A 20,032-nucleotide genomic window follows, 5' to 3' on the forward strand; every position below is an offset into this window, starting at 1 on the left:
ATTAATTGCATTATCTTTTGCTCCTAACTATTATTAGTGTTGCTAGAAGTGGTAGTGTGTAAAATACCACCACTTCCTTTATAAATTCCATTACTTAACCTCTTCAAATGTTCCTTGTCCTTCTTGAACGTCTTCCTTAACTTCATAATCAACTTCTAAGCTATCTGATTCATCATTTACCAAACTCATATCTTCATCTATTTTAGATTTCACAGTTTCATCGCTGCTTACAGCTCTTTGCATCTCTATAGAAAGTGGAGCATATTTTAAAAGCTGCTTTATAACTGTTTTCTTAGCCATTGCATCAAAATCCGATTGCCAAGGGCCATTATTAAAAGTTTTACTTTTATTTCTAGCGTGAGTTAATACTTCTTCTTTAGTCATGAATACAAAGCTATGTCCTCCAGTATCAAGATGATAAACTGCATAGTATCCTATTACATCTCCTCTTTCACCTTTTAAAGCTGGCTCATGTATTAAATCTTGATGTAATCCATATTTAACCTCAAACTTATCATTTGCTCTGACTTCATGCGCATATAAGGTCTTTATCTTGCCACTTCTTAAAGCTAATTCTAGTAAACCCTTATATCCAACTTGGAACTGCACTTTATTGCCATATGGTATTATATAAGCTTGTCCTAATGGCGTATTAGGCTCTAATCCTAATTGAGCTGAATCCATCATTGCAGCTAAGAAACTCATCGGATCACAATTTAAAAATTTAGGGTTACTACCGAATGCAGTTAGTGCTACTCTTTGGAATCTTTCACTAGACATATGCTCTGGCAAAGCTTTCTTTATTTGTCCTGCCATTTGTGTCATTAATTGCTCCATAGCTTTGTTAGGGCTAACTTTTTTTACTGTTGTTGTTCCTGTTGCTTTAGCTTGTAATTTATTTTTTAAATCTGCCATTTTATTTACCATCCTTTTTTTATTTATTTACCTATCCTAAAAGTTCTACTTGAACTAGTTTTCATAAATTGTTCTACAATTTCGGGCATTTCTTTTTTCAATCTTTTACTATCTATCGTATTTCTAGTTGAAGTTTTCCAAGTTATTTTTCTCTCCCCTACCTTGGCTACTTCAAATTCTTCCATATAAAACTGTATTTCCTGTTCTATGAGTTTCTTTTCACTTTCCAATGCCTTTATATCCGATACTATCTCGTCATATCTTAAAAGCTTTCCTGGTCCATCTTCTAATAAATGTAATTCTATTTCTTGTCCGTTTGATTTTTTATATTTTTCTTTCAGGTATTCTGAATAAGCATCACTTCCATCTGGTAATGGTACTTCATCTTTTAAGATGTTATTCTCCCAGAAGTCTTTTTCAATTTGCATAAGATAATCTATTGTTTCTTCATCTCTTTCTATTTTGTGCCATATAAAATCACTATTACCTATTAATGCTGCTATATAGCAATGTGTTGCTCCTGTTATAGCCATATAGTGTAAACACTGTATTTCATAATAAGCAGGTACCCCTTCTTCCCATTCTTTTAATGCATAACTATTTGTTGTCTTACATTCTAGAAATGCTTTTTCTCCAACTATTGCTCTATCTATATTTGCTAATGCAAATGGATATTTTTCATTTTTAAGTATTCCATTTACATTTCTAACTTTTAACCCTGTTTCTTCTGTAAATAATTCCGCTACTAATCCCTCTAATCTATTACCTAATTCCATTCTTAAGCTTTTAATTTCTTGTGGATTATCTTGTTTCTTATCCATATATAACTGTATAGATGATTTCCAAGGATTTAATCCTGCTATACAACTTGCATCACTTCCACCGATGCCTGCTTGTCTATGTTTAAGCCATTCTTCTTTTGGCATATACTTTGTATCTGCTATTACTTTAGATTCCAAATATTTCCTAGTTTTTTTATCTTGAGATAATATTGCAACATCATTCATGTTGTGTTATCCTCCTTATATTGAATAAATTTTAGTTTTTAGTTTTTGAATTGAGTTGTTGGCGCAACTCTTTTCTTTTTATCTTGTAAAACCCTTAATTTTACCATCTTTAACTATAAATGCTAGTCCATTTTCTTTATAAAACTTATTAGCTATTTCTAAAGATAAATTTTTTATATCAACAACCTTCATCCTATTAACCCTCCTTATACTTTTCACTTACATACGGCCACCATTTCTTACCCACTTTTCATATGACAATCTATCTATTCTACATTCTCTACCAACATATGTAATTACGAATGAGTTATTTTTTATTGCATATTTTACTAATGATCTTACATAACTCTCCGATGCTTTTATATATTCTTTAAACTGTTTTACAGTCATATATTCTCTTGGTGCAAAATCAGATGTATCTCTAAATAATTTCATAACTTCTACTACATCATCTCTTTCTGATATAGCTTCTAACAGCGAATTTCTATCTATATTTCTAACTATTAACCTCTGCATTTCTGTTGCCATAATGTCCTCCTTCATTTATATGCCATATTTTATAGCCATATCTTTTACAATAGCTACATAACCTTCTATAAGTTTTTTGTCTTCTGCTATTACATCTAAGTTGTTAAGGTTATCTCTTTTACTCTTAGATACACCTTCTTCAGCCATTCTTCTACGTTTGTTAGTAAGCCTAACATCTAGATTTACACCAAATCTTTTATTTAGAAGTTCATAGCTTTCATTAGTAAAATCTCTTATGTATTTCAAATCACCTTGTTTTCTTGCTATCTTGGCTATTAATGTTCTTGTTTCACTTCTCCAGTTAGTTGTATCTAAGCTAACAACTTGCCTAATTTCTTTAATTTCTGCTTTAGCTGCTAAAGCATTATGATTAACTTCATTTATTTGTTGTCTTAACTTTTTTTGCTCTAGCTCCATATTTATTAGCAATTGTAATTGCGGTGATAATTGACCTAAGCTTGATTCTTCTTTAATTGCTTTTCTCATTGCAAAGTACTCTCTTCTAAATTTCTTTCTAAGTTCTTTTGCTTTATCAGTTCTCATTAATCCAACTAATGCTATGTAACCTTGCTCTGAAAGTAAATAGCAATATTTTTGTCTATTGCTATTTATAAATCCTAAATGGGTAGCACCCATTTTAAACTCTTCATCCATTAAGTTTAAAATATCTATTCCTTCTTCAAATTCATCTGAATTGTCATTTATTAATCTGTTTATTTCACCAAGTTCTACTCCGTGTATTTCAGCTATCGTCTTCGCTAGTACAACTTTTTCTCCCTTTCCAAAACCACCTTCTATAACTGGTATTTCTTTCCCTAAGAATTTTTGAACTCCAGTTACTTCTATCTCTGTTTGAGCTACTGCTAAACTTGTCATTTTTTACCTCCTTTGTTTAAGTATATAAACCTTCTATTTGTAAAATATAAATCAGTAGTTTAATTTTATTCACATAATGCGAATTATTTAGTCAAAAAAATTTCTCTTATATTAAAATTGAATATATCTTCTAACAAAAGAGCTTCTCTTACTGTGAATTTTCTTTTGCCATTTTCTTTATCGCAGTAAGCTCCTATTGAAAGTCCAAGTTTTTCAGCTACTTGTTTTTGAGTAAGTTCATTTTTTACTCTCTCTGATTTTAATATATTTTTCTTCATGTACTCACCTCTATTCTCGTTTTGCGACTTTCTATATCATTAGTATAATTCCCATTTTGCGAATTGTCAATACGTTTTACGAAAAAAAATCTAAATTTGCGAATTTAATACTCATTATGAGTATTTTAGTATATTATATAGGCATATAGGAGGTGAATAACATGACATTTATTGAAGATAAATTAATATTTGCCAATAGGTTGCGTCAAGAACGAGAAAAATTAGGATTAATGCAAAAGGAAATGGCTCAAAAACTAGATATTCCTTCAAATACTTATAATGGGTATGAAACAGGAAAAAGAAGCCCTAATTTAGAAGTTGCAAAACATATTTCTGATGTATTGGATGTATCAGTAGATTATCTCCTTGGAAGAACAGATGAAAGAAACTTAAATAAAGAAAAACCGAAGTTAGATAAGGGAATAAAAACAATAGCAGCACATAAAGTAAATATTAATGAAGATTTACCAGATGAAGCTATTGAAAAAATAAATGATTATATTAAAATGGTTGAAATGATGTATAAAAATAAAGACAAATAATATGTTGAGCAGATTAACTGCTCTTTTATTTAAAGTATCTATCGAACATTCATTTCATTTTTATCAATTTTAGGGGGAACTATGAATAAATTAGAAAGGTTATATGACTTAGCTCAAAGGAATGATGTTAATATACATTTCTTCGACTTAAAACATTTAAATCTATTAGGAGTAAATATAGAAAAAGATAATCTGCCACATATGATATTTTTAGACCATTCATTAAAGCAGAATAACAAACTACATTTAGAAATATTAGCACATGAGTTGGGGCATTACTTCTCTACTATAGGAAATAATATAGATAATAGTTATAATTACAGATGCAAGTTAAATCAAAATAAAATAGAAAATAAAGCTAATGGATGGGCTTATGAATACTTAATATGTGAAAAAGAATTAATTAAAGCAATAAATAAAAATATAACTACACTTACTGATCTAGCTGACTACTTTGAAGTGAGTGTAGAGTTTTTTATTAAAAGGATTAAATATCTAGCACTAAAAAAACAAATGCTAGAGTTAGATAAAAATAGATATTTAATACTAACTAACTTACCAAACTTATATATATATGAAGATATAGGAGGTCACCATGTCGATTAAATCAACATTTATAAGAAAAAGGGGAAATAACTATAATGTGTATATGGAATATATAAATGAAGAAGGAAAAACTAAGCAAAAAAGTATAGCTATGTATAAAAATAAAAAAGATGCTCAAAAGCATCTAATAGATTTACAATCTGCTATTAATAATAATAAAATCTCTGCTCCATCTGAAATAACATTTGTAGATAGATGTTTACAGTACTATACTGATAAGTCTAATGACTACTCGCCTACTACTTTGAAAAGGGCTAAGTTAGCAATTAATAAGTATGTTGAACCATTTTTTAAAAACACAAAGCTATTAGATGTAAATGCTAGTATATATCAAAAATTTATAAATCATATGTATTCAAATGATTTAAAGGTTAGTACAATAAAAGAAATAATTAATAAAACAGATGCAACTCTTCATGAATGTTATAGACTTCGTGAAATTAGCGAAAATATACCTGATTTTATCATACATCCTAAAAGGTTTGATAATAGTAATAAGGATGTTTACTCTATTGATGAAGCTAGGAAAATACTTGAAGAAGTTAAGGATCACTCTTTACTAGAACTTCCTTTGAATTTATTCTTACTAGCTGGTATGAGATTTGGAGAGATTGCAGGTCTATTATGGGAAGATGTTGATTTTGAGAATAGTACTTTGCATATAAAGAATAATTTAGTTTATGTAGATAAGAAATACCATCTTAGAAATACTAAAACTAAAAATAGTACTAGAGTTATATCTGTTCCAGATAAGGTTATATCTTTATTAAAAAAGGAAAAAAGAAGGCAAAATATTCTTAAGTTACAAGGTTTATTAAATAATGAATTTGATGTGGTGTGTATAAACACTAAATATAGATATTTAAATAGCGAATCTTTTCTAACATCTTATAAAAAGTTTTTAGAAAGAATAAATGTAAGATATATTAGACCACATTCATTAAGACACTCTCATGCTACTTTACTAATTTTAGCTGGTACCGATATGAAAACTGTATCTGAAAGATTAGGTCATACAGATATAAAAATGACTATGAATACTTACTCTCATGTTCTTAAAGAAATGGATAAAACTGCATCTGAAAATATAGAAAAAGTACTTTTATAATGTCAGTCTACTGTCAGTTTAATACTCTTTGTCAGTTTACTGTCAGTAAAAATGTAATTGGTATAAAATGGTAAGTATAGTAATTTCAATACCTCTGCTTACCCACTTTATTCAAAAAATAAAAAAAAGAACTTCTCGAACAAGTCCTAGATAACTTTAAACTATCTAGTATTTTTAATATTTATACGGTTTATTATAGTTTTCTGTCTAGTCTTTTGTCTAGTCTTTTTGACTTATCCATGACTAACTGACAAATTTAATTTTACAATAAATAGTTGTATAATTCAACATAAATAAAATTTAATTTTTTATATTTTAGGTTTATATTATTCATGATAATATTGATAACTTAATAATATTATAGACTCATATTTATGTATCACTATTCATAGATTTATTATATGCTTGTTTAAAAATTTAAAGTTAGTTGGTGATATATTGAGATTATTAAGAACCTATAAAAAGTCTTTAAAATTAGAAGTACTAACAAGTTTACTTTTAATTTTAGCTACTATGTGTGCTCTTTTTATGTACAATACTCCTTTAAGAAGTATTTATGAGTTTATATTTAAAGATATTTGTATAGTAAATAATTTTTCATTTCATATGTTTGTAAATGATTTTTTAATGGCTATTTTTTTTCTAGTAGCAGGTCTTGAGATAAAACACGAAATACTTTATGGAAATTTATCCTCTTTTAAAAAGGCATCTTTTCCAGTTATAGCTTCTATCGGCGGTGTTATTGTTCCCGCAGCTATATTTATATATTTAAATAAAAACACTGCTTTTTTAAGTGGATTTTGTATACCTATATCTACAGACATAGCCTTTGCAGTAGGTATATTTTTACTATTTTCTAAAAAACTTAATCCATCACTTAAAGTATTTTTACTTTCCCTAGCAGTCGTGGATGATTTGATTTCTATACTAGCTATAGGTGTAGTTTACTCATTGGATATAAATTTAATCTATTTATCTATAGCACTTTCAATTGTACTTTTGCTTATTATAGCAAATAAAGTATTTAATATTTACAGCATATATTATTACCTTGTATCTGGTTTGTTTTTGTGGTATTTCATTTATTTAAGTGGAGTTCACTGTACAATAAGTGGGATATTATTAGCTCTCACAATTCCTTCACGTAATAATAATGGATACAATACCTTAGAACGACTTCAAAGGATTTTAGTTCCTTTTAATAGTTTATTTATAATACCACTTTTCGCATTTGCTAATACAGGTATTTCTATTACTTCCAGTATAGGTACTTCTGATACGAATTCTTTAGTCTATGGTATAATTTTAGGACTTTGTTTAGGGAAACCTTTAGGAATAGTGCTTTTTAGTTTTATTGGTTGTACTTTTAGAATTTCTGAAAAGCCTTCTAGTATAAGTTGGTTGTCTGTATTTTTGGTATCATTAATTGCAGGTGTTGGTTTTACAATGTCTATCTTTGTATCTGAAGTTGCATTTATAAATAATATGATTTTAATTGATATTTCAAAAAGAGCTATATTGATATCTTCTTGTATATCCATATTATCTAGTATAGCTGTAATAAGCTTTTTTGATATTAGATTTAAACTTATGCTTAAAAAACAAAAGCTCCTTAGTAAATAAATATTACATATCATAATAAAAGGTGTTATCTCTATTATTTGCTGAGATAACACCTTTTTTATTTACAATTTAGCCTTTTCATTAACTAAAGCCACTTCTTTTATGGCTTCAACTACTCCGTTGTCATCATTAGATTTAGCTATGAATCTTGCATTAGACTTCACTTTATCTTTAGCATTCTCCATTGCAAAACTATAATATGCAGATGCCATCATTTCTAAATCATTCATATTATCGCCAAATACCATAGTTTCATCATATTTTATATTAAATTTATTTTTAATTATTTCTATTCCATTTTTCTTATTTCCACCATATCTACATATATCAATAGAAAATCTCCCAGATATAGTTACCATAAACTCATTATTTAAAATTTTAAGTTTCTCGCGATTTTTATTAATATCACTTGGTTTTCCAAAAACCGTAACTTTTATAATATTATCCTTTATTTTCATAATATCTTTAGTATATTTTATATTAAGCCCCCATAGAATCCCTATGAACTTAGCAACTTTACTTTCGCTGTATATAATATCTTTTCCACAATAAAGTGTATTGTGCTTAAAAAATTTTCTTACAACTATTGCTATATTTTTTAACTTATCTTTTTGTATATAGTTCTCAAAAATAACTTTACCTTTATATTCTATATAGTTTCCATTGTTTGCTGCAAATACAATATCTTCATCTATATCTTTAAATACTTTCTTTAGAGAAAATATATCTCTTCCACTTATCGCTGTAAATATTATATTATCTTCTTTTAATTGTTTTAATATCGTATAAAATTCGTTGTTTATCTTTTTCTTTGAATTTAATAAGGTTCCATCCATATCAGATGCAATTAATTTTATCATCTGTACCTCCTAAAATTTCTAATCCTTATAATTTAACATAAAATCTACCTATGTATAAATCATATACCCCTATTAACTTTTTTAAAACTAAAAATACTTCCTAGTAAACATACTAGAAAGTATTATAATACATATTTTTTTGAACTTTTTAATAATCTATCTAATAATAACTTATAAAAAATACTTAACATCTATTATTACTTTAATTTTATTTGAAAAGTATCTATTTTTTTAATAAAATTTTATTATTTTTTAAGGCCTTTATCAATTTCAATACAAAGTATCCAATAAATAATATACTATATATACTTAATTTTAATATATCAACTTTATCATCATTTAAAATTGAAAGTACTATATGTACATAAACTAATACATAAAATGGATAAGCCCATCTTTGTAACTTTTTCCACTCTAAATACTGCATTTTAACTCTTACTTTTTTGAGAGACGTTATAAACAATGGAATCATTATTATAAATGCTATTAAACCAACAATTAAATATATAATATAAAGTGTAGTTATAGGCTTATAATTAAGTAATTTCACTATAAAACGTACTAAATACATTATACAATGAGGAAATATTAGTATAGATCCTAAAATCGCAGCCTCTGCTCTTATTCCTAACAATTTTTTCGTTATTTTCCACCTTGGGTTAAGTGCTCCTGCAAACATTACTAATATAAAAAATGCTATTGAAAAATTCCCCTTCATAGATGCTTTTTCAAATTCACCTATAAATCCTTGTAATTTTATATCTGAGGTTAATCTAAATATTTCATAAATTACTGTTGATGTGGCTATTATTGAAGCTATTAAATAAAATAACCTCGAATGTTTTCTTATGCTAGATGTAAAAATTAGCGCTAAAGCCACTATAAAAATTAATGAATAAACTAATCGCATATTAATTCTCCTTTTCATTTCATATTGATAATCATTATTATATTTTAGCATTAATACCTTGTCAATAATTTTAATTAGAATTCTTATAAAATAACATGTGGAAAAATTTAGGAATCATCAAATTGTAAAATTTCTTTAGGTTTTAACTACTTAAATTTAATCTATATAGTTTTAATTTTATTCATATAAATTTTCTAAATGTATATACTCTACTATAGATATCTTTTCCTAATCCCAACCTTACTTATGATAAAAGTATTGCATAACATATTTATAAATTTATATGAATTATAAAAAATTAATATTAAAATGAGTTATTAATGTATGGCTCAAAAGGGGGAATATTTATGGATAATCAAAACAATTTTAAGCCATTTATTCCTGCTAATAAAATAGTTCCTGAGTTTACTGTTACATCAATAGTTCTTGGGGGCTTATTAGCTGTAATATTTGGTGCTGCAAATGCTTATCTAGGTCTTAGAGTTGGTATGACAGTTAGTGCATCAATCCCTGCTGCTGTTATATCAATGGGAGTTTTAAGGGTTATATTGAAAAGAGATTCTATACTAGAAAATAATATAGTGCAAACAATAGGTTCAGCTGGAGAATCTTTGGCCGCTGGTGCTATATTTACATTACCTGCTATGTTTATATGGATGAAAGATTGGGGACTTGGAAGTCCAAGCTTAATTAAAATTGCAATCATAGCTTTATGTGGTGGTATACTTGGAGTATTATTTATGATACCTCTAAGAAAAGCACTTATTGTAAAAGAACATGGTGTATTACCTTATCCAGAAGGTACTGCTTGTGCAGAAGTTTTACTTGCTGGAGAAGAAGGTGGATCTAAAGCATCTATAGTATTTGCTGGTCTTGGTATAGCTGGTTTATACAAATTTATAGGTGATGGTTTAAAACTATTCCCAACAGAAATTGAATGGGAAATACCTGGGTATCATAATGGAGCCTTTGGTATAGACGTATTACCTGCATTACTTGGAGTTGGATATATATGTGGATTTAAGATATCTGGATATATGTTTGCTGGTGCTATAGTTGGTTGGATAGCATTAATTCCACTAATATCATTATTTGGTGCCAATATGACACTTTATCCTGCTACAGTTCCTATAACTGAACTAGGATTTTGGGATATATGGGATAATTACATAAGATATATTGGTGCAGGAGCTGTTGCTTGTGGAGGTATTATTAGTTTAATAAAATCACTGCCTCTTATAATAGATACATTTAGAAAAGCTATGAAGGATTATTCTAATTTAGATAAATCTGAAAGTTCACTTAGAACTGATCAAGATATGTCTATGAAGGTTGTTTTATTTGGATCTTTATTAGTAGTTATAGCCATATGGCTAGTTCCTTCTATTCCAGTTAATTTAGTTGGAGCACTTTTAGTTGCTGTATTTGGTTTCTTCTTTGCAACAGTATCTTCAAGACTTGTTGGTATAGTTGGAAGTAGTAATAACCCAGTTTCTGGTATGGCTATTGCTACACTTTTAATAAGTACTATAGTATTAAAATCAACAGGACTTGTTGGCCAAGATGGTATGATGGGTGCTATAGCTATAGGTTCTGTAATATGTATTATAGCTGCAATTGCTGGAGATGCTTCTCAGGACTTAAAAACAGGTTATATTGTTGGTGCAACTCCTAAGAAACAACAATATGGAGAGCTTATAGGTGTATTAATTTCTGCTATAACTATAGGTGCAGTATTATACTTACTAAATGCAGCTTGGGGATTTGGTTCAAAAGAAATACCAGCACCACAAGCTACTCTTATGAAACTAGTTGTTGAAGGTGTTATGGAGGGAAATCTTCCTTGGACTTTAATATTTGCTGGTGCAGGAATAGCTGTTGCTGTTGAAATAATAGGAATACCTGTACTACCATTTGCAGTTGGACTATATCTTCCAATACATTTAAGTGCTGGCGTAATGGTTGGTGGTATTATTAGATTATTCTTTGAAAAGAGAAAGAAAGTATCTGAAGATGATAGAAAAGAACAAATTGATAGAGGTATATTATATACTTCAGGTCTAATAGCAGGTGAAGGTCTAATTGGGGTATTACTTGCTATATTTGCAATAATAAATGTTGGAGAATCAACACTTGCTGATACTATAAACCTTTCTACTTCTGTTAATTTAGGTCAAATAGGTTCTATTATAGCATTTATCATACTAATAATTACACTATTTAAGTTTACTATCTCCTATAAAGATAAAAGGAGTAAAACATCATAGAATATAAAAAATCTATAAACATATACTTAAGTAGGAGAAATTTTCTCCTACTTATTTCTTTAATTATAAATAAGTTGCTTATTCTAAATTTGTAGGAGTGGTATTATGAAAAAAAATGATAAAAATTACTTAGACTTTATTCCTATCAAAAACTCAAAAATAACTTGGTCTGAGGATAACTTTGGGATAGTTACATTAGAAATCACGAGAAAAGGATTATTTGATAAGATTGCTCAAAATTTATTTAAAGTCCCAAAAAGTAGTTCCATAAAGTTAGACAAACTAGGAAGCTGTGTATGGAAAAATATAGATGGTGAAAGTTCTATATACGATATATCTAAATATGTTAAAGCTTCATTTGGAAAAGACTGTGAGCCATTATATGAAAGATTGATTACATATTTTACTATACTTAAAGATAATAAATTTATTTCTTTAAAAAAGGATGGTAGATAATGGATATTATTATATACATATTATTATTTGCAATTGCAACAATAATTATTTATACTTGGGGAATTATAAAAGAAAGAAATAAACCTAATGATTTACTAGACTTACTTTATAATAAATCTTACAAAGCTGTTATGAAAGCTTTTAAAACTAAAAATACTTTATCTAAAAAAGATATTGAAAATGAAATTTTAAATCTAAAAGCATCTTTATTTTACTCTAAAGACAAGTTAGTTATAAAAGATCCTTCTCATATATCTAAAATACTTATTGGAAAAATGCTTAAAGATGGTGTTATAGAAAAAACTACTAACGGATATAGCTTAAAATAGTTAAAACTATATTTGATTTAAAATTATATTCTGAAAAATATTTTTAATTTAACTAAAAAATGAGCTATTTAAAATAGCTCATTTTTATATGTATAACTCTAATTTACTTTTAAACACTAACCTATTATTTTAATAATCCTTTGTTAACCCCTTTATAAAGTATTATAAAACTTATTAAAAATGATATACTTGCTACTAAAAAGGCAACTACTATAGATGAATATTTCATAATAATTCCTGATATAAGAGTCCCTCCCATTATACCTAATGTCATAAGTGTTGATGTTAATCCATTTATTTTACCTAAATATTCTTGGTCTGTGACTTTAGTTATAAGCGCCATTACATATCCACTAAGTATTCCACCAAGTATATTATCTATAAATTGAAGGCTCATAGTAAATACTGGGTTTATTGAATATCCTTCAAAAAATACTGTTATAGCAAACACTCCTATAAGACTATATAATATTTTCATATTCATATATTTAGATATGACTAAATATAGTCCACCCCCAACTATTACTCCCACTCCTGCTATCCCTGAAAAGAACTGATAAAACTCTTTGCTAAGGCCTAACCTCTCCGTTACTAAGAATATATCTAGGTTATTAGCTATTCCCATAGCAAAGGCTACTGTTAAAAATATTTTAGATAACAACTTTAGTATCTCTTTTTCATTTAAATATTTAAAAGTTAACTTAATATCTTCACGTATACCGCTACTCTCTATTTTTTCAAAACTCTTATTAGGTAATGTTAATAATAATAAAATGGATACTAAAAACAATCCTGATAATATTATTAATGTTTTACCTATTCCAAAATTAAAGTAAAAGTAAGATCCTATAAATGGTCCTATAACAAAAAATCCAGAGCTTAAAAGTTGATTTATTCCAACTGCATTTTCTATATATTCTTCATCTATATATTCCTTAAAATATTTTTGTGATGCAGGATATGAAAATTGTGTAACACTAGCAGAAACTAATACTGCTAAAAATATAGCTATTATATATCCTTTAGATATCGCTAAGCCTAGTATTATAAATGATATAAAACTAAATAAATCTCCACATATCATTAGTTTTTTAGGATTATACTTATCAGCTATTATTCCTCCTATAAAAGTAAGTAAAAACATTGGTAAAAACTCTATAAAATTAAGTGATGATATTGCTAATGGATCACTATTTGTTATATCCATTATAAAAAACATTATAGCTATATTTCTTATCCATATAGCCATTTGCTGTATTATATCTGTTATAAGTATTGTTAAAAATACTTTATTTTTAATTAGATTCAAAATATATACCTCCTAAGATCTATTGATGAATTTATTCTAATGTGTGGTTCTACTATATAATCAACTATGATTTAGACTTTTAATAAAATTTCTACAAAATATTTTTCATCGTTATTCTTTTTAGGTATATAAAAGCCACACTTTATAAATACCTCATTATTTTCTTTTTTGTTAAAGTGTTTACTAAGCCTTAGTAAATAATCATTTAGTTCATCAGAATTCCCATAAAATTTTACACAAATAAAATCTCCACTAATTTCTCTATGTATTAAATTTAAGTTCTTATCCATATACTTTTTTATTATACTAATATTTTTCTCATCTTCTTTTATAAGAATATTACTTTCATCTTCTTCTATACCTTTGCCATTATTCAAATTGTACATAGTGTAGTAACATTCTTCATTCATACATTCTAATACTTCATCTATGCACCTTATATACTCTTTATTAAAGTCTTTTTCTAATATTTTATCTAAATTTATTAAATAAAAACTGTATGTATCTCTGTATACTTTAATATTATTAAAGTCATATTCATTTTCAAAATTTATTACAATATCTAATATTTCGTTCCATTTTTTTAATTGTTTTTGTTTTCTTTTTAAGGACTCTATCTTTTCTTCTATTAGTTTTTCTTGCTTATTTACTAATTCTTTATATTTATACAGTTCTTCACTTTCTATAGTTTCTTTTATATCAGCTAAAGATATATCTAGGTCCTTAGTAGCTAGGATTAAATTTAACTGATCAATATGTTCTTGTGAGTAATATCTATATCCATTTGACTTATTTATATCTGGCTTTAAGAGTCCCATCTTGTCATAATATCTTAAAGTATCTTTGCTTATATTAAAAATTTTACTAACTTGACCTGTTAAAAGTTTCATATTTATCACCTCAAAATAATTATAAACTATGGTGTAAGACCACAGTCTATACTAATTTTGAATATTATATTACCTAAATTTATTCCTAAGCTTAAATAATTTACCTCATACTGTATAAAAATATATATAATACGTGTATAATGTAATTTACAAGATATGTAAAGGAGTTAAAAATGAACACATTTGAAAAATTAGACTTAAATGAAAACCTAATAAAAGGACTTAAAGAACAAAATATAACTTCTCCAACAGAAGTTCAATCTTTAACTATAAAAGATATATTAGATAATAAAGACTTATTAGTAAGCGCTCAAACGGGTAGTGGAAAAACTTTAGCTTACTTACTTCCTATGTTTGAAAAAATAGACACTACGAAAAGAGAAACACAAGTGTTAATACTTGCACCTACTCACGAATTAGTTATGCAAATAACTGAACAAGCTAAAATTTTGTCAAAGAATTCTAATATGAATGTTACTGCTTTTTCTATAATAGGTGAAGTAAATATTCAAAAGCAAATAAAAAATATAAAAACTATAAAACCTCATATAGTAGTTGGTACTTGTGGTAGAGTTTTAGACTTAATTAAGCAAAAAAAACTTAAAGCACATACTATAAAAACTATAATACTTGATGAAGTTGATAGTTTACTTAGTGGTAAAAATGAAGAAGTTGTTGAAAATATAATAAAGACTACATTAAGAGATAGACAACTTTTAGGATTTTCAGCTAGTTTAAATGAAAATACTATAAGTATGTGTGATTACTTAATGAAAGATATGAAAATGATTAAAACTAAAGATACATTAATAATAAATCCTAATATAAATCATATGTATTTATATGGAGATAGAAGAGAAAAATTTACATTACTTAGAAAATCCCTAGCTTCTGCTAATCCAAGTAGAGCTATCGTGTTTGTCAATGATGAAGATAGTATAGAGGTTATAACTGAAAAACTTAATTACCATAGCTATAAAGCTGTTTGTATATCTGGTAAAATGACTAAAGAAGATAGAAAAAATGCACTTAGTGCTTTTAGAAGTGGTAAAGTTCGTATTTTAGTATCTTCTGATCTTTCTGCTAGAGGATTAGATATAGTCGAGGTTAGTCATGTATTTAACTTAGACTTCCCACCTAGTAAAAATGAATATATACATAGATGTGGTAGAAGTGCTAGAGGAAATAGAAAAGGAACTGCAATATCTATAATAACTAATCAAAATTTATCTACTATAAGAGATTATAGAAGAGATTTTAAAATAGATATGAAAGCTGTTGAGTTAAAAAATGGCAAGTTTGTAGAAATTGATTTTGATAAGATGAAAAAAGAAGCTAGAAAAAAATCTAAAGAAAATGAAGCTAAAAAAGAAGAAAAAGTAAGTAAAAATAAAAAAGTAGATAAGTATGAACATAAAAAATCTACAAATAATAAATTTAATAAGAAAAAATAGTCAAAAGACGGTGTCGTGAAATATGACACCGTCTTTTATAATTATCTTTGAATTTTCTTAGTTATTATTTTAAATTAATTTGATACTACTATTCAAAGAAAACACTTGAATACTCTACTACTCCGCTTGTACCTTTAAATTTCTCTTCATCTAATACTAAAACTTTAAAAACATCATCTGGAACTTCAAATGGTGGTTTTATATCAAATTCACTAGCATTTATAAATCCAAACTTTAAATAGTAGTTAGGATGTCCTAATACTACTATAGATGTATATCCTAGATTTTTAGCTTTTTCTATAGCCTTATTTATTAGTGTGCTTCCTACACCTTTCTTTTGATACTCTGGTAGTACTGAAACTGGAGCTAATGCTAAAGATTCTCTAGATTCGTTTTTGTTTTTTATTTTTATTTTAGTAAGCAAAGAATAACCTACTATTTCTTCATTTACTTCGGCTAATAGAGCTAATTCTTTTACATATTCTTTACTATTTCTTAATCTATTAACTAAGTTATGCTCATCTTTATCACTAAACTCTTCATTTTTAAAACTTCCCTTTACTACATTTTCTACTATATTATAATCTTTTTCTAGTTCACATCTTATATTTATCATTATATTTTACTCCTTTAGATCGCTTTTTATCATTTAATTATCCCATATGTATTAGTAGTTTTCAATTATTCTGTTTGTACTATTTTATTCTTTATAATATATGATTTTTATTTTAATAAAAAAAGACTTAAGAATTTTCTTAAGTCTTTTTTTAAGTATTTATATTATTTTTCATATCTATTTTTTACATCATTATAAACTTCTTCGCTAACTTTATAAGTTCTTTTATTTATAGATATCTTGTACTCATTAGTGTCTACTATTTCATAAAACTCTACATTAGAACCTGGGTAAACTACTACTCCTGTTCCACTAATATTATTAAAGAAAAACATTATTTATCCCCCCTTTATCTCTCTATTATATTATTCAACATATTTATATATATTCCTCTTTTAAATATTTTTAATGTTTAGTTCTTCTTTTTTATAATCAAAATTTATTTAACAAAAAAGACAGGTATTTAAACCTGTCTTTATATATGTTAAGCACTTGCTAGCTTATCTGTGTTGTTGTAGTTATATATTAAGTCTATAAGCCTTCCGCTTATATTTACAGCTATTAAAGACCAAAATATATCATATGCAGATAGATATGACAAAGATAATATAAGTATAACTACATCACTTATCATATAAATCTTACCTATTTTTAAAGATGTAATCTTAGAAATCACCAATGCTAAAGCATCATCTCCACCAGCTGCTGCACCTTCTCTAACTATTATACCAACTCCTACACCTACAAATAAACCGGATAATATAGTCCCTAGTAGCTTGCTTTCAAGAACTGGTATTATAGGTCCTATTCCTTCAAATATAGAATAAAACACTGAGAAGCTAATTGTTGCAACTAATGAATACATTAAAAACTTCTTTCCAAAGAACTTATAACCTACTGCAAATAAACTAAGATCTATTAATATATTTGCCATAGATAAATCCACATTGAAAACATTCTTTAGCAGTAGTAAAACTCCTAACACTCCACCTTCAGTTATATTGTTTTGATAATTTAGATTAAATATTCCAAATGACAATATCATTGCCCCTAACAATATTAACATTATTTTTTTTACATTCGTCCGCCTATCCATAAATATCCCTTCCTATATTTTTATAATTTATTAGTCAGCTCCCCTGACTTAATATCATTATATATATTTTAAATTATTTTGTATAGTGTGAATTTTAAAACTAAATATTATATAAGATTGACAATATTTTTTCAAGGGATTTTTGGAGTTTTTTTTATAAACTTTTAAATCTTTTGAAGATACTAGTATTTCCAAGGGTTACATGTGTATTATTTTTTTCCTATTCTTATATTAAATTTTTTTTAGTTTAGTATATATAATTTTGAGTTTATAAAAATTTTTGTTTTATTTAGTTTTACTAAACATAAAAAAGGAGATATTTTAGCATAAATATCTCCTTTTTTATTATTTTATAATATATATAACTTAAGATAATTATATAACTAAACATATGATTACTTAAAATTTCATAGAATCTATAACATCATCTATATGATCTGTTGCTTTTTTTATAGCGCCTAATCTTTCTTCTTCTGTATAACCTGTTCCATCTACTAATAAATCTTCAAATTTTTTAATTCCCATAAATTTAGCTATATCTTCTATATAGTTCACTCCTTTGTTAAAAGCAGGCTTTAATATCCAAGGTACATGAGCGCCCGATGATTGAATATAAATCATTGTTCTAGGTTTATCATCAAGTAGACCTTTAGGCTTTTTATTTTCATCACTAAAACTTATAGTTTTTTTATCTTGAATAATACAGTCTATATATTCTTTAAGTGGTGCTGGAAATGATAAACTCCACATTGGTGCTGCTATAACATATACATTTGCACTGATAAATTGATCACATAGTTTTCTAATTTTTTGTATTTCTTTTCTATCTTTATCATCTAACTTTCTTGAATTTTCTTCACTTACTATGCAGTTTCTTTTTTCAAAGTATTGATACTCAAGTCTTGGTATATGTTCTTTATATAAATCAATTTCTTCAACAACAAAACCTTTATTTCTTTCTAAAAATCTATTTATAAATTTTCTTGCTACTGTTTTGCTTGATGATAAATTTTCAGGTTTTGAGTTTACACTTATATATAATAACTTTTTCATAATAACTCCCTTTCTTTATATAATTATTATTATTTTTAGTAACAATTATATTTTTATACTATCTTTATACTCAAATAACTTTTACATCTATATAATTATCTCTATTTCTATACCTTAAATAAATACTAATTATATTATGCTTCTTTTTCTTACAAACATAATATATTCTTTCAAATTTAAAGAAGCTTAAATTTAACCTTAAATAAACCTTAATAAAAACTTACTTTATTATATAACTTGTAAATTAGTTGTAAATTCTATTTTTAATTTAAATATATATGATACAATAAAGTTCAAGTTTATATTAAGGGAGATGATAAAATGAAGATAAATAAAACTATAATCATATGTGTTATATCTGTTTTAATATGTATTTTTATAGGGTCAAAAATTTTAAATAAACAAAAAAACATAGATTTGGATGATATTAATGTTTCTAAATATATAAATATTGTTGATAAAGCTAGTGAAAATAAAGTTCAAGTAAATTGGAAATACGTATGTTCTATAGTAAGTGTTTTAAACAATAATAATCAAAACAAGGTAGACGATAGTGAAATATTTAAAATTTCAAATATGTTTATAAAAGAAAATTCAGGTAAATATTATATAAATTCTCTAGAAAGTGTTATTAAGAAATTAAACTTAGATAAGGAAAAGACCTCTTTAGTATATAAATATATAGATGATTTAAAGCATTATAGTTTAACACCTAATAAAACTTCACCAAATACTAAATATATGAATTTTATAAATGATATAAAAGAAGTTGCAATAGATAATTATGAAAAGTATAAAGTATTACCATCTATAACTATAGCTCAAGCAATATTAGAATCTAATTGGGGTGAATCTAGACTCTCTTCAGATTTTAATAATTACTTTGGTATAAAGGCTGATACTAATTGGAATGGGGAATCTGTATTTCTTGAAACTAATGAATTTTATAATAATACTATAAATGATAAATTTAGAAAATATAAAAATAAATACGATTCTATTCGTGATCATGGCAAGTTTTTATATGAAAACAAGAGATATAAAAATAATGGAGTGTTTTCTGCAAAAACATATATCCCTCAAGCGATTGCTTTACAAAATGCTGGTTACTCTACTATAGAAGATTCAAATGGTAAAAAAGTCTATGCACAATACTTAATAAATTTAATTAAACAATATAATCTTCAATTAATAGATAATGAAGTTGCAGTTAAAAAAAAATAAATAATTATACATTTTCTAATGTAAGCTCTATAAAGTTTTGATGCATTGGTAAATATGTATTAAAAATAAAAGGAGTACTTCTAAA

The 20,032-nt window shown here is 26.3% G+C and carries 22 protein-coding genes; 9 read left to right on the forward strand and 13 right to left on the reverse strand.

Annotated features, from left to right (window positions below; translation table 11 throughout):
- Positions 1-90: 90 nt before the first annotated feature.
- The 5 genes from recT to ABHC41_RS08725 form a co-directional block, all read right to left on the reverse strand.
- Positions 91-915, reverse strand: a complete 825-nt coding sequence (gene recT / locus ABHC41_RS08705; protein ID WP_271893050.1) for a recombination protein RecT — start codon at positions 913-915, stop codon at positions 91-93.
- A gap of 23 nt (positions 916-938) precedes the next feature.
- The gene (locus ABHC41_RS08710) at positions 939-1,922 is read right to left on the reverse strand and encodes a lambda-exonuclease family protein (RefSeq protein ID WP_271893051.1); all 984 of its coding nucleotides are present in this window, start codon (positions 1,920-1,922) and stop codon (positions 939-941) included.
- Positions 1,923-2,141: 219 nt separating this feature from the next.
- Positions 2,142-2,450 carry a hypothetical protein gene (locus tag ABHC41_RS08715; RefSeq protein WP_166505451.1) on the reverse strand — a complete coding sequence of 103 codons (309 nt, stop codon included), beginning with the start codon at positions 2,448-2,450 and terminating at the stop codon, positions 2,142-2,144.
- Between the two features lie 15 nt (positions 2,451-2,465).
- Entirely contained in the window at positions 2,466-3,326 is an 861-nt protein-coding gene (locus tag ABHC41_RS08720) for an ORF6N domain-containing protein (RefSeq protein ID WP_271893052.1), read from the reverse strand.
- Between the two features lie 83 nt (positions 3,327-3,409).
- Entirely contained in the window at positions 3,410-3,604 is a 195-nt protein-coding gene (locus ABHC41_RS08725; protein ID WP_271893053.1) for a helix-turn-helix transcriptional regulator, read from the reverse strand.
- A gap of 161 nt (positions 3,605-3,765) precedes the next feature.
- Between ABHC41_RS08725 and ABHC41_RS08730 the strand changes: the two genes are divergently transcribed.
- The 4 genes from ABHC41_RS08730 to nhaA all read left to right on the forward strand — a co-directional run bounded on the left by ABHC41_RS08730 (position 3,766) and on the right by nhaA (position 7,483).
- Positions 3,766-4,146: a helix-turn-helix domain-containing protein gene (locus tag ABHC41_RS08730; protein WP_166505454.1), complete on the forward strand. Its 381-nt coding sequence runs from the start codon at positions 3,766-3,768 to the stop codon at positions 4,144-4,146.
- A gap of 81 nt (positions 4,147-4,227) precedes the next feature.
- On the forward strand, positions 4,228-4,752 hold the full coding sequence (locus tag ABHC41_RS08735) for an ImmA/IrrE family metallo-endopeptidase (protein ID WP_271893056.1): 525 nt from the start codon (positions 4,228-4,230) through the stop codon (positions 4,750-4,752).
- A complete protein-coding gene (locus tag ABHC41_RS08740; protein WP_271893058.1) occupies positions 4,742-5,860 on the forward strand; it encodes a tyrosine-type recombinase/integrase in 1,119 nt (372 codons plus the stop codon). Before ABHC41_RS08735 ends, ABHC41_RS08740 begins: the two co-directional genes overlap by 11 nt.
- A gap of 438 nt (positions 5,861-6,298) precedes the next feature.
- Positions 6,299-7,483 (forward strand): Na+/H+ antiporter NhaA, encoded by a 1,185-nt coding sequence (gene nhaA / locus ABHC41_RS08745; protein ID WP_271893060.1) that lies wholly within the window; start codon positions 6,299-6,301, stop codon positions 7,481-7,483.
- Positions 7,484-7,545: 62 nt separating this feature from the next.
- Here nhaA and ABHC41_RS08750 read toward each other — a convergent pair whose 3' ends face one another.
- Together ABHC41_RS08750 and ABHC41_RS08755 are read right to left on the reverse strand one after the other, a co-directional pair.
- Positions 7,546-8,343, reverse strand: coding sequence for an HAD family hydrolase (locus ABHC41_RS08750; protein ID WP_092925766.1), 798 nt, complete (start codon positions 8,341-8,343; stop codon positions 7,546-7,548).
- 223 nt (positions 8,344-8,566) lie between these two features.
- Positions 8,567-9,253: a ferric reductase-like transmembrane domain-containing protein gene (locus ABHC41_RS08755; RefSeq protein ID WP_092925764.1), complete on the reverse strand. Its 687-nt coding sequence runs from the start codon at positions 9,251-9,253 to the stop codon at positions 8,567-8,569.
- Positions 9,254-9,600: 347 nt separating this feature from the next.
- Between ABHC41_RS08755 and ABHC41_RS08760 the strand changes: the two genes are divergently transcribed.
- From ABHC41_RS08760 to ABHC41_RS08770, 3 genes are all read left to right on the forward strand, one after another.
- Positions 9,601-11,520 carry an oligopeptide transporter, OPT family gene (locus ABHC41_RS08760; RefSeq protein WP_092925762.1) on the forward strand — a complete coding sequence of 640 codons (1,920 nt, stop codon included), beginning with the start codon at positions 9,601-9,603 and terminating at the stop codon, positions 11,518-11,520.
- Between the two features lie 105 nt (positions 11,521-11,625).
- A complete protein-coding gene (locus tag ABHC41_RS08765; protein ID WP_092925760.1) occupies positions 11,626-11,976 on the forward strand; it encodes a PqqD family protein in 351 nt (116 codons plus the stop codon).
- Complete coding sequence (locus tag ABHC41_RS08770) at positions 11,976-12,305, forward strand: hypothetical protein (protein ID WP_092925758.1); 330 nt, start codon at positions 11,976-11,978, stop codon at positions 12,303-12,305. The genes ABHC41_RS08765 and ABHC41_RS08770 overlap by 1 nt, the downstream gene beginning before the upstream one ends.
- 124 nt (positions 12,306-12,429) lie before the next feature.
- On the opposite strand, the gene ABHC41_RS08775 is transcribed toward ABHC41_RS08770, so the two are convergent.
- Together ABHC41_RS08775 and ABHC41_RS08780 are read right to left on the reverse strand one after the other, a co-directional pair.
- Positions 12,430-13,614, reverse strand: coding sequence for an MFS transporter (locus ABHC41_RS08775; protein ID WP_166505457.1), 1,185 nt, complete (start codon positions 13,612-13,614; stop codon positions 12,430-12,432).
- Positions 13,615-13,685: 71 nt separating this feature from the next.
- Positions 13,686-14,504 (reverse strand): MerR family transcriptional regulator, encoded by an 819-nt coding sequence (locus ABHC41_RS08780; protein ID WP_092925755.1) that lies wholly within the window; start codon positions 14,502-14,504, stop codon positions 13,686-13,688.
- 173 nt (positions 14,505-14,677) lie between these two features.
- Between ABHC41_RS08780 and ABHC41_RS08785 the strand changes: the two genes are divergently transcribed.
- Complete coding sequence (locus ABHC41_RS08785) at positions 14,678-15,958, forward strand: DEAD/DEAH box helicase (protein ID WP_092925754.1); 1,281 nt, start codon at positions 14,678-14,680, stop codon at positions 15,956-15,958.
- An 88-nt stretch (positions 15,959-16,046) separates the two neighbouring features.
- On the opposite strand, the gene ABHC41_RS08790 is transcribed toward ABHC41_RS08785, so the two are convergent.
- From ABHC41_RS08790 to ABHC41_RS08805, 4 genes are all read right to left on the reverse strand, one after another.
- Positions 16,047-16,574, reverse strand: a complete 528-nt coding sequence (locus tag ABHC41_RS08790; protein ID WP_166505458.1) for an N-acetyltransferase — start codon at positions 16,572-16,574, stop codon at positions 16,047-16,049.
- Between the two features lie 164 nt (positions 16,575-16,738).
- Positions 16,739-16,909 carry a hypothetical protein gene (locus tag ABHC41_RS08795; protein ID WP_166505459.1) on the reverse strand — a complete coding sequence of 57 codons (171 nt, stop codon included), beginning with the start codon at positions 16,907-16,909 and terminating at the stop codon, positions 16,739-16,741.
- A gap of 149 nt (positions 16,910-17,058) precedes the next feature.
- A complete protein-coding gene (locus ABHC41_RS08800) occupies positions 17,059-17,670 on the reverse strand; it encodes a YitT family protein (protein ID WP_092925750.1) in 612 nt (203 codons plus the stop codon).
- 399 nt (positions 17,671-18,069) lie between these two features.
- Positions 18,070-18,723, reverse strand: a complete 654-nt coding sequence (locus ABHC41_RS08805) for an NAD(P)H-dependent oxidoreductase (RefSeq protein ID WP_166505460.1) — start codon at positions 18,721-18,723, stop codon at positions 18,070-18,072.
- A gap of 321 nt (positions 18,724-19,044) precedes the next feature.
- Here ABHC41_RS08805 and ABHC41_RS08810 point away from each other — a divergent pair, with 321 nt between their 5' ends.
- Complete coding sequence (locus ABHC41_RS08810) at positions 19,045-19,947, forward strand: glucosaminidase domain-containing protein (protein WP_166505461.1); 903 nt, start codon at positions 19,045-19,047, stop codon at positions 19,945-19,947.
- Positions 19,948-20,032: the final 85 nt, after the last annotated feature.

Origin of the sequence: Romboutsia sp. 1001216sp1, from assembly GCF_039841805.1 — a bacterium.
Taxonomy (GTDB): Bacteria; Bacillota; Clostridia; order Peptostreptococcales; family Peptostreptococcaceae; genus Romboutsia_C; species Romboutsia_C hominis.